Annotated in this window: 13 protein-coding genes; 10 read left to right on the top strand and 3 right to left on the bottom strand. The window is 49.3% G+C overall.

Features of this window, described 5'->3' with window-relative positions:
* The first annotated feature begins 4 nt into the window (after positions 1–4).
* The 3 genes from CHK_RS04880 (at position 5) to CHK_RS04870 (ending at position 4,173) form a co-directional block, all read left to right on the top strand.
* Positions 5–376, top strand: a complete 372-nt coding sequence (locus tag CHK_RS04880; RefSeq protein WP_046442911.1) for an Hpt domain-containing protein — start codon at positions 5–7, stop codon at positions 374–376.
* A complete protein-coding gene (locus tag CHK_RS04875; RefSeq protein ID WP_046442910.1) occupies positions 373–3,906 on the top strand; it encodes a PAS domain-containing hybrid sensor histidine kinase/response regulator in 3,534 nt (1,177 codons plus the stop codon). Before CHK_RS04880 ends, CHK_RS04875 begins: the two co-directional genes overlap by 4 nt.
* A gap of 84 nt (positions 3,907–3,990) precedes the next feature.
* Entirely contained in the window at positions 3,991–4,173 is a 183-nt protein-coding gene (locus CHK_RS04870; RefSeq protein ID WP_046442909.1) for a hypothetical protein, read from the top strand.
* A 101-nt stretch (positions 4,174–4,274) separates the two neighbouring features.
* Here CHK_RS04870 and CHK_RS04865 read toward each other — a convergent pair whose 3' ends face one another.
* On the bottom strand, positions 4,275–5,054 hold the full coding sequence (locus CHK_RS04865; protein WP_046442908.1) for an SDR family NAD(P)-dependent oxidoreductase: 780 nt from the start codon (positions 5,052–5,054) through the stop codon (positions 4,275–4,277).
* 90 nt (positions 5,055–5,144) lie between these two features.
* Here CHK_RS04865 and CHK_RS04860 point away from each other — a divergent pair, with 90 nt between their 5' ends.
* Both CHK_RS04860 and CHK_RS04855 read left to right on the top strand, forming a co-directional pair.
* Complete coding sequence (locus CHK_RS04860) at positions 5,145–6,008, top strand: GRP family sugar transporter (RefSeq protein ID WP_046442907.1); 864 nt, start codon at positions 5,145–5,147, stop codon at positions 6,006–6,008.
* Between the two features lie 102 nt (positions 6,009–6,110).
* On the top strand, positions 6,111–6,470 hold the full coding sequence (locus CHK_RS04855; protein WP_200896519.1) for a VOC family protein: 360 nt from the start codon (positions 6,111–6,113) through the stop codon (positions 6,468–6,470).
* 21 nt (positions 6,471–6,491) lie between these two features.
* Here CHK_RS04855 and CHK_RS04850 read toward each other — a convergent pair whose 3' ends face one another.
* The gene (locus CHK_RS04850) at positions 6,492–7,472 is read right to left on the bottom strand and encodes a sugar-binding transcriptional regulator (RefSeq protein ID WP_046442906.1); all 981 of its coding nucleotides are present in this window, start codon (positions 7,470–7,472) and stop codon (positions 6,492–6,494) included.
* Between the two features lie 342 nt (positions 7,473–7,814).
* On the opposite strand from CHK_RS04850, the gene CHK_RS04845 reads away from it, so the two are divergent.
* The 5 genes from CHK_RS04845 to CHK_RS04825 are packed head-to-tail and all read left to right on the top strand — an operon-like array spanning position 7,815 to position 14,034.
* Positions 7,815–8,771 carry a thiamine pyrophosphate-dependent dehydrogenase E1 component subunit alpha gene (locus tag CHK_RS04845; protein ID WP_046442905.1) on the top strand — a complete coding sequence of 319 codons (957 nt, stop codon included), beginning with the start codon at positions 7,815–7,817 and terminating at the stop codon, positions 8,769–8,771.
* 14 nt (positions 8,772–8,785) lie between these two features.
* The gene (locus CHK_RS04840; RefSeq protein WP_131924824.1) at positions 8,786–9,760 is read left to right on the top strand and encodes an alpha-ketoacid dehydrogenase subunit beta; all 975 of its coding nucleotides are present in this window, start codon (positions 8,786–8,788) and stop codon (positions 9,758–9,760) included.
* A 12-nt stretch (positions 9,761–9,772) separates the two neighbouring features.
* Entirely contained in the window at positions 9,773–10,723 is a 951-nt protein-coding gene (locus CHK_RS04835; RefSeq protein WP_052740339.1) for a dihydrolipoamide acetyltransferase family protein, read from the top strand.
* A 1-nt stretch (position 10,724) separates the two neighbouring features.
* The gene (lpdA, locus tag CHK_RS04830) at positions 10,725–12,452 is read left to right on the top strand and encodes a dihydrolipoyl dehydrogenase (RefSeq protein WP_046442903.1); all 1,728 of its coding nucleotides are present in this window, start codon (positions 10,725–10,727) and stop codon (positions 12,450–12,452) included.
* 25 nt (positions 12,453–12,477) lie between these two features.
* On the top strand, positions 12,478–14,034 hold the full coding sequence (locus tag CHK_RS04825) for an FGGY-family carbohydrate kinase (RefSeq protein WP_046442943.1): 1,557 nt from the start codon (positions 12,478–12,480) through the stop codon (positions 14,032–14,034).
* On the opposite strand, the gene CHK_RS04820 is transcribed toward CHK_RS04825, so the two are convergent.
* Positions 14,020–14,991 carry a sugar-binding transcriptional regulator gene (locus CHK_RS04820; RefSeq protein ID WP_160295592.1) on the bottom strand — a complete coding sequence of 324 codons (972 nt, stop codon included), beginning with the start codon at positions 14,989–14,991 and terminating at the stop codon, positions 14,020–14,022. The two genes, CHK_RS04825 and CHK_RS04820, sit on opposite strands and share 15 nt — an antisense overlap.
* Positions 14,992–15,014: the final 23 nt, after the last annotated feature.

Here is a 15,014-nt window from a genome sequence, read left to right as displayed (position 1 = left end):
GACGATGCAAACTTTCAAAGAAATATTTGAAGCCTATGGCGCAGATTATGAGACCACGATGGAACGTTTTATGGGGAGCGAGGAGACATACCGGGAATTTCTCGATATGTTGTTTGACGACGACAACCTTGCCAATTTGGGTGAAGCGATTGAATCCGGAAATCTTGATATGGCTTTTGAAGCGGCGCACACGCTCAAGGGCGTGGCGGGGAATATGGGGTTAAAGCGTCTTTATGAGGCGGTTTGTGATATGGTTGATCCGCTTCGCAGGCGGGAACAGCGTAATGATTACGACGTATTGTATGAATCGGTCAAAACGGAATTTCATGAAGTGGATAAGCTTCGGCAGTCTTTGAAAAAAGGGGAGCGGATATGACACAGGGCGATAGACTTCGTGCGTTTTGCGCGGAGCAAATCACAGATATGCTGGATGGTGCGCCGGTTGCGGTTTTTATCAGTGAGGCGGACGGCGGGAAGCTTCTGTATGCAAACAGGCTGGCAAAAGAAGTTTTCCTGAAAAACAGGGAGGAAGACGATTGTTTTTGTTACAATGTGGCAGGCTATGACAAGCCATGCGGTTTTTGTAATGCCGGGCAAATGACCGATAAAAAATCTGCAACCTGCGATTTTTTATTTTGCGGCGGGAAGCAAACTTTTCGTCTCAACGGAAAGCTGATCGACTGGAACGGAAAGCCTGCGCGCATTGAATATATGTTTGCTGTACCGGACGGCGAAAAAGAAAACGAGTCGTTAAAAATACCGGAAGAAGCGAGGTTATTCAGGGAAATTGCAAATGATTCTGCAGATGGGATTTATGTGATTGGAAAAGAGAATTACAATTTACTTTATGTCAATGAATCCAGAAACATGTCTCGGGTGGGGAACATCCGGAAGGGAGAAAAATGTTATGCTGTACTGCACGGCAAAGACGCGCCGTGTTCATTTTGCACTTTGAAGGATCACCAGCCTGACGGCAAAGAACATGAAATGAGTATTCCCGGCACCAATCAGTTCTATGCTACGCGGTTCAGGGAAACTGTCTGGGATGGAGTTCCGGCATACATCAAGTATATCAGGGATATTACGGAAGAGGTGAATACCCGAAGGGAAAAGGAACGTCTGGAGCAATATTTCCAAACGATTGTAAAGCATCTTCCAAGCGGGATTGCAGTTGTCCGTTTTGAAGAAGACGGTAAGATGACACCGGAATATTTATCTGACGGATTTGCCGCTATGACGCATATGACAATCGATGAAGCATGGCGGTTATATGAAGGAAACGCAATGGACGGCGTGCATCCGGACGATAAGGAAACCGTTGCGTCGAAAATCGCTGAGTATATTGCAAGCGGAGAAAATCAGTACCAGATTACATATCGGCTGAAAAGAGGCGACGAAGGCTACATATGGGTTAAGAATACTTTGACGATGATTGAAAGCAGGGATGGGGAGCGCAAGTTTTACGCCGTATACCACGATATGACAAAAGAGCTGCAGGAGCAGGAACGTATCCGGCAGAAATACAACGAATTGATTGTCCAGCACTACCGTACGCCGGGGGCTAACGCGGTGGTGATTGGGCATTGTAATATCACAGAAAACAGGATATACGAGATTATTGACCATACAGGCTCCGATTTACTGGAAACCTTTGGGATGGTCCGGGAGGATTTTTTCAAGGGGATTGCAAGCCTTATCGTCGAGGAAGAAGAGCGGCAGATGTTTTTAAGCAAATATCTGAATGCGCCGGCGCTGGCTGCGTTTGAACGGGGTGATACGGAGCAGGTTTTGAACTGCTTTGTGAAGCTGCCGAAGGAAACCCGCGGACGTTATATCCGCTTTGAGATGAATCTCGTTGAGACGCCTGATACCGGCGACATTACGGGTATTTTGACAGTAACGGATATTACGGAGCAGACGATTACCGATAGAATCCTGCACCAGCTATCCGTTGCCAGCTGCGATCTGGTTGTGGATGTTGATTTGGCGGAGGACCGGTATACGATTCTTAACAGCGGCAAAGATGCTACGGACCTTCCGGAGAAGAGCGGAAGGCATTCTGAAAAGATTGAGCATATGCTCAAGGAACAGGTGATTTCAAAAGATAAAAAACGCGCAGAGCAAATGCTGAGTGAGGAATATATGCTTGCCCGTCTCGAAAAAGAGGGCACATACTCCTTTCCGTATTCTATTGTAAGTGAGAAAGGGGATATCCTTACCAAAAATATGACGGTCTCGGCGGTTGATCTCCGGCTTGGCCGTATTTGCCTCATGCGCTCGGATATTACAGATTCTGTCAGGGAGCAGCAGGGGTTGCTTAATATGATTGCCTATACCTTTGAGCTTGCGGCATTCATCGACAGAAACGGCGGTAATCTGACAATTTATACCAGACAGACGGTTCTGGAAAACCTGGCGCCTTTTTCGGCTGAGGATTTTGATGTTTCGGTTGAAAGCTTTTCAGAGTATTATGGGCTGGAGGAAGAAAAAGACGAAGTAAAGAAGCAATTCAGTTTGGAAACGATGCTTAGCCGGCTGGAAGAAAGGCCGGCGGGATATGACTTTGTATTTCCATACTGTAAGGACGGAGATCTTCGGTATAAGCAGGTTAACGTACTGTGGGGAGACGAGAACCACAGGACGGTGTGCATAGTACGGGCGGATGTAACCGATATGCTGGCTACGGAGCGGGAAACAAAGGATGCTCTGGAAAAAGCTCTGGTGCTCGCTAAAAAAGCAAACCGCGCAAAGAGTGATTTTCTTTCTGCCATGAGCCATGATATCCGTACGCCAATGAATGCGATCATGGGAATGACGACGCTTGCGACAGCGCATCTTGACGATAAGGAAAAGGTTGCGGATTGCCTGAAAAAAATATCGGTTTCATCCAACCATCTGCTGAGCCTCATCAATGATATTCTGGACATGAGCAAGATAGAGCGTTCGCAAATCACATTGAACAAAACGGCGATCGTGCTTCCGGAATTATTGGAGCAGATTTCCGGTATGATAGGCCCGCAGGCGGAGCAGGCGGGGATAAGGCTTGATATCCACGCGGAAGGCATCGAGCACAAGTATTTTTGCGGAGACGCTTTGCGTATCAATCAAATATTGATCAATATACTGAGCAATGCCGTTAAATTCACGCCGGAGGGAGGGCGGATCGATTTTCTGGCGGAGGAAGCAGGGTTCGATCCTGATAAAAAAAGATTTCGTTACAGGTTCACGGTCAGCGACACAGGGATTGGCATGGAAGAGGAAACGCTTCTGCATATATTTGATCCCTTTACACGCGGAGACAAGGTGGAGGAGATTGAGGGGACAGGCCTTGGACTCAGTATTACAAAAGGGCTGGTGGAGCTCATGGGTGGAACGATTTCTGTTGAAAGCCGGATTGGGGAAGGTTCTTCTTTCTGTGTGGAGCTGGAATTTGAGGAGGCTCAAAAGGGGTGCGGAGCAGAAGATAAAAAAGAAACGTTAAGTGCCTCGGCACGAGCGGAAGAAAGCCTGGCGGGACGGCGCTTCCTTATTGCGGAGGACAATAAACTCAATACGGAAATTGTATGCGGGATACTCAGGATGTTTGGGGCAGAAGCAGTGGCAAAGGCGAACGGCCTGCAGGCGGTAGAGGAATTCGGCAAAGCGCAGCCGGGAACCTATGACGCTATTTTGATGGATATCCGTATGCCGGAAATGAACGGCTATGAAGCAACCCGGACGATACGAAGGATGCAGCGTAATGACGCGGGCACAATACCAATCATAGCGATGACTGCAAACGCTTTTGCCGAGGATGTGCAGGAATCCGTTGACGCAGGTATGACGGCACATATCGCAAAACCAATCGATGTAAAACTGTTGCATGCAACATTATGTGAGGCGATTGACGGGAATAAAAGCAAATAAGGCGGCATGGTCAATATTTGAAAAAATATGATTGCAGCTTTGAGTCAAGAGTAGTATAATGATGACTCCGGGGAGGCGATAGCGATGGTGGAACAGATGAAATTTAAATTGAAATCAGGCGAGGACGGCGCAGACAGACAAAACGAGATGGATGAGAGAAGCGCTGTTTTGAAAAGGATTGCACGCGGAATACCTGTCGCCTGTGCGGATGAATGCGGGAACGCATATTTAAGATATTTGGACGGCAGCAGGAAATATGTAAACTAACGGCAATTATTTTATAGGATAGCATACGGGCCATGACCGCCAGGAATCGGCGGTTATGGCTTTTTTGTATACAGTAGATAAAAGAGGAACAAATCGTTATTTTAGTGCGGGGCTTCGGGAGGCCCGGGCAATATCAAACCGCCGTCTACGCGCAGCGTGACGCCCGTCACATAGGAGGCTTTATCCGATGCAAGCCACACGACGGCCTGACCGATATCCTCAGGCATCCCCGGCCTTCGCAGTGGAATCTCTTTGGATAATTCTTCAAGATAGTCTGGCTGTCCTTTTGCTTCAATTTCCGCTTTGCTGTTTACACGCGTCGCCCCGGGCGCAACGCCGTTTACCCTGATGCCATATGGGGCTGCGTCAAGTGCAACTGACTGGAGGGCGCGGTTAAGAGCGGCCTTTACGCCCCCATAGACCGCATCTTTCGGATAGGCGCGTTCCCCGCGTGTGGAAGTAATATTGACAATGCTTCCGCAAACGCCTTTTTTACGCATAAAAAGGCAGGCCTCGCGCATGAGTATCATATAATTACGAAAATCAACCTTCAGGACCGTGTCCATCGTTTCTTCCGTAAGGTCAAATATGCTTTCGAACCGTGTGATCCCGGCATTATTTACCAAGAGATCGATGTTGCCAAGAGCTGTTACGGCTTGGGCAAAAAAACGTTTTCCGGCTCCATCCTCCACGTAATTGGCCTGCATGATATGGCATTCGCGTCCATAATGCTCCCGAACCTCGGACTGAATCGCTTCGGCGCCTTCGCGATATGAATGATAGCTGAGCGCAATATCATACCCGCTTTCCGCAAGGCAACGCACAATGCCCAGACCGATTCCATTGCTCCCACCCGTTACAACTGCTTTCTTATTCATCATTGATTTCTTCGATTTCCTTTGGTTTATATTATCGTATATATAAAACAGATTCGAGACATCTAATCATAGAGTTTGCATTGGAGGATAGGAATGGACATCCTGATCGGATTGATACCGGCGGTCAGTTGGGGATTGCTGCCCCTTGCAGTGAGCAAGCTGGGGGGAAAGCCCATTAACCAGATACTTGGCACGACGCTGGGCGCGTTGCTCGTCGCCCTGATTGTGCAGGCTGCCAGCGGTCAGTCGGCTTCCGGCACCGTTTTTTTATTTTGTTTTATTTCCGGTGCGTTCTGGGCGTTTGGACAAATGCTGCAATATACTGCATATACGGAAATAGGCGTCTCAAAAGCAATGCCGCTTTCTACCGGGATGCAGCTTCTTGGCACATCCCTGCTTGGCGTAATCGCGTTTGGCGAGTGGGCATCGGCACAATCAAAGCTGATCGGCTTCGCTTCTGTTACGATTGTAATCGTCGGCGTAATTATCACATCTTATCAGGAAAACAAGAAAAAGAACGACAACGCCAACATGAAAAAGGCGGTTATCGTCTTGCTGGTTTCGGCGGTCGGATACGTAGGGTATTCCGGTTTTCCCCGTTTTGTCAGCGCAAATGGCTGGGCGGAATTTTTGCCTCAGGCAGTCGGTATGTTTTCCGCATCCGTTATTTTTTCGCTTTTTATGACAAGGGGCAGTGCGCTTGGGCAAAAATCGTCTTACAAAAATATATTGCCAGGGCTTGTTTTTTCTATTGGGGCGCTCACTTACCTGCTGTCAACCGCCCGCAACGGTGTTGCGATCGGTTTCACCCTGTCGCAAATGAATGTAGTAATCGCAACGCTCGGGAGCATATTCCTGCTCGGTGAGAAAAAAACGAAAAAAGAGATGAAGGCTGTTGTGGGTGGATTGGCGCTTGTGGTAACAGGGGGGATATTGATCAATCTTGCAGGAACGTAACGCAATAACAACACAACCTGTATTCATGGTATAATAATGCTGTAAAGCATGGATGATATCGCTTTACAAACGTGAGGCCTGTCTTGAAAAGGAGTAAAAAGCATGGACATTGAAATCAAATACACAACTATGATTGTGAAAGACATGGATGAGTCGGTTGGTTTTTACAGGGATATTATGGGCTTTGAAGTAGACAGCCAGTATAATCCTCCACCGGGAGGGAGAATTACCCTCATGCGCGGAAAAGGGGATGCAATGGTTGAGCTGATCGAAAACAGCGCGTATGAAACCGGGCTTTATTCTGTGGGCATGAATGTGGACGATTTGCCGCAAACGTTGGACGAGCTTCGAAACAGGGGAGTAACGGTTACGATGGAGCCTGTCAGGACACTTGTGGGCAGTATGGCTTTTATTGCAGATCCAAACGGAGTCCGCATTGCACTCATACAGCATGACAAATAAAAATAACAGGTAAGGCCGTTTTTATTCCGCAGGATATTCCACCAGCTTTTTGGCGGTATATTCATCTGTGATGAGAATGTTGAACAGCTTTGCGCGTGCCGCGCCGATGATGGATGGAACTTTATATTCTCCTCCTGCCGCGCCGATGACTGTCGGGGTATTCCGAAGGTTTTCCGGGGAGACGGCAATAATGTTCTCCTCAAGGCTGAGCGTTGCAAGCTCCCCTTTTAGATTGTAAAAACGGGAACAGATATTTCCCACATATTGCTTTTGCTGCAATTCATAGTAAATAGACTGCAGGTTTTTTTCAAGCTTTACAGTTGTGGAATGAGCGGGATCTCCGTCAATTCCCACGATTGCGATATCCAGATGTTTCATTTTATCAAATATGGAGGTTACATCCTCGGAGGCGAGAAGCGTTTTCGCAATTTTACGGTCCTGGGCGATGAGAGGCGTATACAGCATGGAAACGGAGGCGTCCTGAAAACGGGAAGCTACGGTTTCGCACAGGGAATTGGCAAACATGGTGTAGCTGTCGCTGCCGGTGCTGCGCAATCCGCCGAGGAGGGGAATAATGTCCAGGCCTTTGACCGAAAGATCGGGACGCATAAAGTTTGCCATGGTTTGCAGGGTATTGCCCCAGCCAATGCCAATGGTCATGCCGGAGCTGAGCGCATTCACAAAATAAGCCGCCGCCGCTTCGCCGATACTGCTGTTAACCGCTTCCTGTGAAGCGCTTCCCACGCCTACGATTTTAACATCCTTCAAACCCAGCTTTTTACATAACTCCTGCTCCAGCTCGATATATTGGCTGCCCATACGGATATCATGGATTTCAATCGTTACGATGCCTTCTTTGCGTGCATCATTGAGCAGCTTTATGAGCGTTGGTCTGGAAATATGGAACAGCTCGGCGATTTCCGCCTGCGTTTTGTTTTCTTTATAGTATAAATACGAAGCCTTCAGCTTGATATAATACCGTTCTTCAGAAGAAAGTGGCATATTTATGTGCTCTCCTAATTTTTACATAATAAAAGTAATATAATTTTTGTAAACTACTACTATAATCATAATTGTTTTTGATTGGAATGTCAAATCCTTTGTAAATTTTCCGTCCTCCGTCATTCGGTTTTGCAATACGGAGGAATTTTTATTTGCATTTTTTCCTGTATAAAAGCTTTTATCAATGATTTATCACACAACAAACGAGAGGATTCCAAAAAAGGTTATTGACAGAAAACCTGCTTGGCGTTATAGTAGCAGTAAAGGTTACAAAAGATAAAATAGTTTACAAATGTAAACAAACGAAATGCAACCAATCATTTTTGAGAAGCAGGTGAAAAAATGGAATTAACAAGAGAGCAAATGCAAAAGATCTATTATCAGATGTATAGTGCGCGTACGTTCGAAGAACGCGTAAACGAGATGTTTATGAAGGGGTTGATCCACGGTACAACGCATCTTTCCGTGGGGCAGGAAGCCACGGCGGCGGGAGCGGTTAACGCGATCCGCCCGGATGATTACATCATGAGCTGCCACAGGGGGCATTCGCACTGTATTGCAAAGGGAGCGGACTTGAAGCGTATGATGTGCGAGCTGCTTGGAAAAAAGGACGGCTTTTGCAAGGGCCTCGGCGGTTCGATGCACATTGTGGATATATCGGTGGGCAATTTTGGCGCGAATGGAATCATTGGACCGGCAATACCGATTGCAACGGGTATTGCGCTTGCAATCAAAAAAGATAAGAGCAACAAGGTAATCCTGGATTTCTTTGGGGACGGAACGACAAATTCAGGGATGTTCCACGAGGCGCTCAATATGGCGGCGCTTTGGAAATTACCGATTGTCTATTTTTGCGAAAATAATCTGTATGGAATGTCCACGCCGGTTTCAAAGAGCGTATCGGTTGAAGATATTGCAACACGGGCAAAAGCTTATGGCATCCCGGGCGTAATCGTAGACGGAATGGATGTGCTTGCTGTGATGGACGCTGTGGCCGAAGCGGCGGAGCGTGCGCGCAGAGGGGAAGGGCCTACGCTGATCGAAGCAAAAACGTACCGCTACCTTGGACACTCCAAGAGCGATAAACGCGCATACCGGACACGTGAAGAGGAAGCGGAATGGAAGGCGAGGGACGCGATCAAATCCTTTGGAGCTTATATGCTGGAAAACGGCTTCACGGAAGAGGAACTGGCGGCAATCCGCAGCGGGATCGAGCAGGAATGTGAAGAGGCTGTGGAATACGCACAGAATGCGGAAACACTGAGCCTTGACGAAGCAAAAGAACTGATTTTTGCATGAACGGGAGGAATACGATGGAAATGACATTTTTACAAAGCGTATCCGACGCTTTGCGGGAAGAAATGCGCAGGGATGAAAAGGTATTTCTGCTGGGCGAAGATATGGGCGTATATGGCGGGTGCTTTGGCGTGACACGCGGGTTTCTGGATGAGTTTGGGGAAGAGCGGGTGATGGATACGCCGATTTCCGAAGGCGGGTTTACCTCTGTCGCGGTGGGCGCAGCGATGGCGGGCTACAGGCCGGTTGTGGAATATATGTTTTCTGACTTTGTAACAGTGGCGATGGATCCTATTTGCAACCAGGCTGCAAAGCAGCGGTTTATGCTTGGCGGGCAGGTAAAGATGCCGCTTGTGGTGCGTACGCCTGCGGGCAGCGGAACCGGAGCTGCGGCACAACACTCACAGTCTCTGGAAGCATGGTTTTGCCACGTGCCGGGGCTTAAGGTTGTAATGCCTTCCACCCCATATGACGTGAAGGGACTGCTGAAGGCGGCAATCCGTGAAGACAATCCGGTGCTGTTTTACGAGCATAAGCTGTTATATGGCACGAAGGGTGAAGTACCTGAGGAAGAATATACGCTTCCCATTGGAAAAGCAGACGTCAAGCGCGAAGGCGGGGATATTACGATGATCAGCTATTCGCTGACATTACTGAAAACGCTCGAAGCGGCAAAAATGCTCGAGAAGGACGGGATAGATGCGGAGGTTATAGACCTGCGGACGCTCTCGCCAATCGATCGGGATACGCTGATTGCATCGGCGAAAAAAACAGGAAGGGTGCTGGTTACGCACGAAAGCGTAGAAAAATTTGGCGTAGGAGCTGAAATTTCCGCTATGCTGTCGGACAGTGACGCGTTCTTTTACCTCGACAGGCCCATCAGGCGGTTTGGCGGCGCAGATATGCCGATTCCGTATTCGCCGCAGCTTGAGTCTATGGTGGTGCCGCAGGCAGATACGATTTACCAAGCTGCAAAAGAGTTATTGAAATAGGGGGACGCGAATATGGCAAGCATCAAGTCCACGCCTGCGGCGCGAAGGGCGGCGCGGGAAAGAAAAATAGACCTTGCGAAAGTCAGGGGTACGGGAATTGGCGGATATGTGCAGCTATCCGATGTGCTGGCAATGAAAGGCGGAAGGGTTACATTCCTTGCCCGCGCGGTTGCGGGGCATTTGGGGATGGATATCGAAGCTGTGGAAACGGCAGAAGGCATAGTTCGCAAGGAAGATGTACTGGCGTATAAAGCGCGGCTGGGCGAAGACAGGATCATTCCTCTCGATGGTATGCGCAAAACGATAGCGGCGCGCATGTGCGAAAGTCTTTCAACGGCGGCGCAGTATACCATTATGGGCGAGGCAGAGTGTTCCAGCCTGAAAGCGCTGATGCGCGAATACACTGCGGAGTGCGTGGAGAGCACTGGAATTAAGCCAACGTTTTCCGATTTGTTTATCAGGGCCTGTGCGCTTTCCTTGCAGAAAAATCCATTGCTGAACGCATACTTTATGGACGACCACGTTCTAGTGAAGGGCGAGATCAATATTGGGCTTGCGGTTTCGCTTGGAGAGAATGGGCTTATTGTTCCCAATATCAAAAACGCGCATATGCTGTCGCTCGAGGAAATTACAAGGCAGCGTGACGACCTTGTGGCGCGTGCCCGGGCAGGAAAGCTGAAGCCGGATGAATATACGGGAGGAACATTTTCGATATCGAATTACGGACGAACGCCCGTACAGTATTTTACGCCGATTATCAACCAGCCGGAAAGCGCGATACTAGGGGTTGGGAATATGACCAATAAACCTGTTGCAATCGGTACGGATATCGGTATCCGTCCAATGCTGGGGCTGAGCCTGACGCTGGATCACAGGCATATCGACGGAACGACGGGCGAACGGTTTTTGAGGGGCCTGAAAGAAATTTTGGAGCATCCTGAAGGATTGAAGGAAAGGAACTGACATGGGAAATTTTGTTGCAATGCCAAAGCTTGGTATGACGATGACGGAAGGAAAGATTATTCGTTGGTTGGCGCAGGAGGGCGCACAGGTAGAAAAAGGGGATTACATTTTTGAGACGGAAACGGATAAAACTTCGCTTGAGGTGGACAGCCTGTATTCCGGAACATTGCTGAAAATATATTATGGGGAAGGAAGTACGGTTCCGGTAAACGAGCCGGTTGCGTTTATCGGCGCGGAAGGGGAAGAAATTCCGGAGCGTCCTGCCCCGCAGGAACCGGCGAAACAGGCTGAGAAAGCAAAAGAGATACCTGTTGTTACGGAAACGCCCAAGCCAAAACCTGCAAATAAAACTGGGAAAACAGAGCGCCCGGCGGGAAACTTTGATTTTGACCTGATCGTTGTGGGGGCCGGGCCGGGCGGCTATGTGGCTGCAATTCGGGCAGCGCAGCTTGGGGCAAAGGTTGCGGTAGTGGAAAAAGATTCTGTCGGGGGAACCTGCCTTAATCGTGGCTGTATCCCTACCAAGGCATATTATGCAAGCGCCAAACGGTATGAGGACATGAAGCGGGCGGAAGAATTCGGGCTGAAAGGGGATCACATCGGCTTTAGCTGGCAGGCGATCCGTGCCCGCAAAAACGAAATTGTCAGTAAGCTTGTCGCAGGCGTAGCCGGACTCCTGAAAAAAAATAGCATCACGCTTTTAAAGGGCAACGCGAGTGTGAAACACCCTAACGAGGTGTTGGTGGACGAAAAAGCGTATACATGCGCTTATATCCTGCTCGCAACAGGGGCGAAACCCGCATCTGTGCTGAAAACACAGGTGAAACCCATGAACACAAACGACGTGCTCGATCTGGAAGCACTTCCGGAATCCATGGTAATCATAGGAGGCGGGGTGATTGGCTGCGAGATGGCAGGAATTATGAATTCATTTGGTGTAGAGGTGACGATTGTAGAGCTTCTGCCGCAAATACTGCCGATGACCGACGAGGAAGTAGCGGCTGAACTTCACAGGAAAATGGAGGCTAAAGGCGTAAGGATACTGACAGGGACAACCTGCGAGGATATTACGCAGGAAAACAAAGATTACATAGTCCGGCTGTCAAACGGAGAAACGATCCGTTGTAATGCGGTGCTTGAAGCGGTAGGAAGAAAACCGGAGACAGGCGCAGTTGAAGGGCTTAAGCTGGAACGGAACCGGAAAGGCTATGTGGTTGTGGACGATATGATGCGTACGAGCGCGGACTACATTTACGCAATCGGCGATATCAACGGGAAATTCCAACTGGCCCATGCCGCATCCGTGCAGGGAATCCTGGCGGCGGAGCATATGTTTGCAGACAGGCAGGACACGGAAGACCAGGCAATCCCGTCGTGTATTTTTACGGACCTTGAAATTGCGTACATTGGACTGACGGAAGCACAGGCAAGGGAAAAGGGGCTGCCCGTAAGAACATTTAAATTCCCGTATTCGGCAAATGGGAAAGCGTTGACGCTGGGCGAGACGGAAGGATTCGTGAAGGTGATCACAGACGAGCGGTGGGGCGAAATACTGGGCGTTCACATCATTGGCGCGGAAGCGTCCAGCCTGATCGAGGAGGCTGTGATGGCAATGCGCTGCGAGGCGACTGCGCAAGCAGCGGGAAGCACGATCCATGCGCATCCGACGCTTTCGGAAACCCTGATGGAGGCCTTTTTGGGCGCAAGCAGCGGGGCGATCCATTTTTAGAACAGGCAGGAAGGGAGATATGGCAATGAAAGAGCGGAAAACCTGTTTGCTTGGAATCGATATGGGAACCTCCAGCGTGAAAGCCGGATTGTTTGACATATATGGTAATCCGCTCGGTTTTGCGGATGGGGTTTACTCGCTTTATACTCCTCAGTCCGGATGGGCGGAACAAAAAGCAGACGAATGGTGGAATACGGTAGCTGCTACAGTCCGCAGACTCATTGCGGGCAGCGGCGTCTGTACTACGGACATTATTGGCATGAGCGTAGATACTACCTGTTGCACAGTTGTGTTGATGGACGAACATATGAATGTGCTGCGTCCGGCAATTATGTGGATGGATGTGCGCGCATCCGGCCAGGCGAAACGGATTACGGCAACCGGGCACGATATGCTGAAATTCAACGGATACGGAAACGTATCGGCTGAGACCATGCCTGCAAAGGCCTTGTGGCTTAAGGAGAACGAACGGGAAACCTACGACAAAGCCCGCTATGTTGTGGAATGTACGGATTGGCTGATGTACAGGCTGACCGGCGAGATGAACGCAAGCATATCCTGCGCGGCAGCGCGGTGGTATTACGACCGTCCGGGCGGAGGATTCCGGGAGGATTTTTACGGTGCGTTTGGCCTTGAGGATGTTCTTGAAAAATTCCCACCGCAGGTCGTTGATATGGGCGTACGCGCCGGGACGCTGAACAAAGAAGCGGCAGTGGACCTCGGGCTGCCGGAAGGGCTTCCGGTGGGCGAAGGCGGCGCAGACGCATTTGTGGGCATGATAGGCCTTGACGTTGTATCCCCCGGAAAAATCGCTATGATCACGGGATCGTCGCACCTGCATCTTGGTTTGGTGGAAAATGAACTCCATTCACAGGGTATGTGGGGCTCTTATCCGGATGCGATCGTACCGGGACTGCAGCTCATCGAAGGAGGGCAAACCTCTACAGGCTCAATGGTCAGCTGGTTTCAATCCAACTTTTGCAGCGGCGTAGAGAAGGAGGCGCGAGAGCAGGGAAAATCTGTGTATGATTTACTGAACGAAGGCGCGCAAAAGCTGCCGATAGGCGCGGAAGGACTTTTACTGCTGGACTATTTTCAGGGGAACCGCACACCCCACGCCGATCCGGATGTGAGGGGAATGCTTTACGGGCTATCCCTAAAGCATACGCCATACCATATTTACCGCGCAATGATCGAAGGAATTTGTTTTGGTACGGAAAACGTGATGCAGGCATTCCGCAAAAGCGGAACAGGGCTGAAAGGAATTTATACCTGCGGCGGCGCTGCGGCAAGCCGGTTCTGGATGCAAACACACGCAGACGTGTGCAACCTGCCGATTTATGTGCCGGCAGTGACGCAAGCGCCCTGCCTGGGAGCCGCAATCCTCGGTGCGGTGGCTGCAGGGGTATATCCGGACATCAAAAAAGCCTCCGCGCAAATGGTAAAGATCAAAGAAACAATCGAGCCGGATTCAGGCAGGCATGAGGAATATCGGTTTTATTTTGAAAAATATATCGAGGCATATGACACATCGAAAAACTGGATGCACAAAATGACTGAAAAGGCGTCAAATATCGTTTAAAAAACTGACGACGGCTTTGGCTGTATTTTCATCTGTGATAAAGTGGTTGATGATGCCCGTCCGCAGGCCCGCAATGATAGAAAGGATTTTGTGCCTGCCGGCGGCGATGCAAAAAACGTCCTTGATGCGTGTCAGTTGCTCTGGCGTTGCCGCGACAAGGCGGTTATTGAAGCTTGAGGACAAAAATTCCCCGTTCAGGTTGAACCGTCGTGCAATGATATCTCCTACAGGTTTGGCTGGATTATCCTTATACTGCTGGAGCACCTCGTAAGGATTCTCAATATCATTGTTGATGTAGTAGTCCGGCGGAGCACCGATACTGACAATGGCAACATCCAGATGATCCCAGAGGTTTACAATGTTTTTCATGCCTGCGCTGTTCATATAGAGCTTTTTATCCTCTTCGGAATCGGCATAAGCAGGGGCATAAATAAACGAAGGGATACCGTTGGTCTTTTCAGAAAACATACGCACCATTTCGTTAAGCTGATATTCGAAGGCGGCTGACGCGCTTCCACCAACAAGCGGCACTACGGTGATATTGGAAATCATGGAAGAGGCGGGAAATATGTGCATAAACTCATAACAGGTTGTTCCCCACGCAACGCCCACTGATTTGTGGGGACGAAAATAGCCCTTCACAAGATTTGCGGCCTGTGAAGAAACAATACGGTTGAGGATTTTGAGGGAGGTCGCCATGGTTGGCACGACAACGCAGTTTTTTAAGCCAAAATGCTTTTTGAGCACATCAGAAAGCTCTGAAACGTTTCCGGCCGGGTTTTTGATCTTGATTTCGATGAGCCCCTTTTCCTTCGCCTCGGAAAGCATAACGGAAATCATCGAGCGGGAACAGGAAAGCATCTTGGAAATTTCAAGCTGGCTCATGTCTTCCAGATAATACATTTCCGCGACCTGGGCGAGAATTTGTATGTCGTATTTGGCGTTTCTGATATCCATATTAATGTTTCCTTTATCTGCCG

Source organism: Christensenella hongkongensis, assembly GCF_000981035.1.
GTDB classification, from domain to species: domain Bacteria; phylum Bacillota; class Clostridia; order Christensenellales; family Christensenellaceae; genus Christensenella; species Christensenella hongkongensis.
This window is presented reverse-complemented; position numbering and strand designations above follow the sequence as displayed.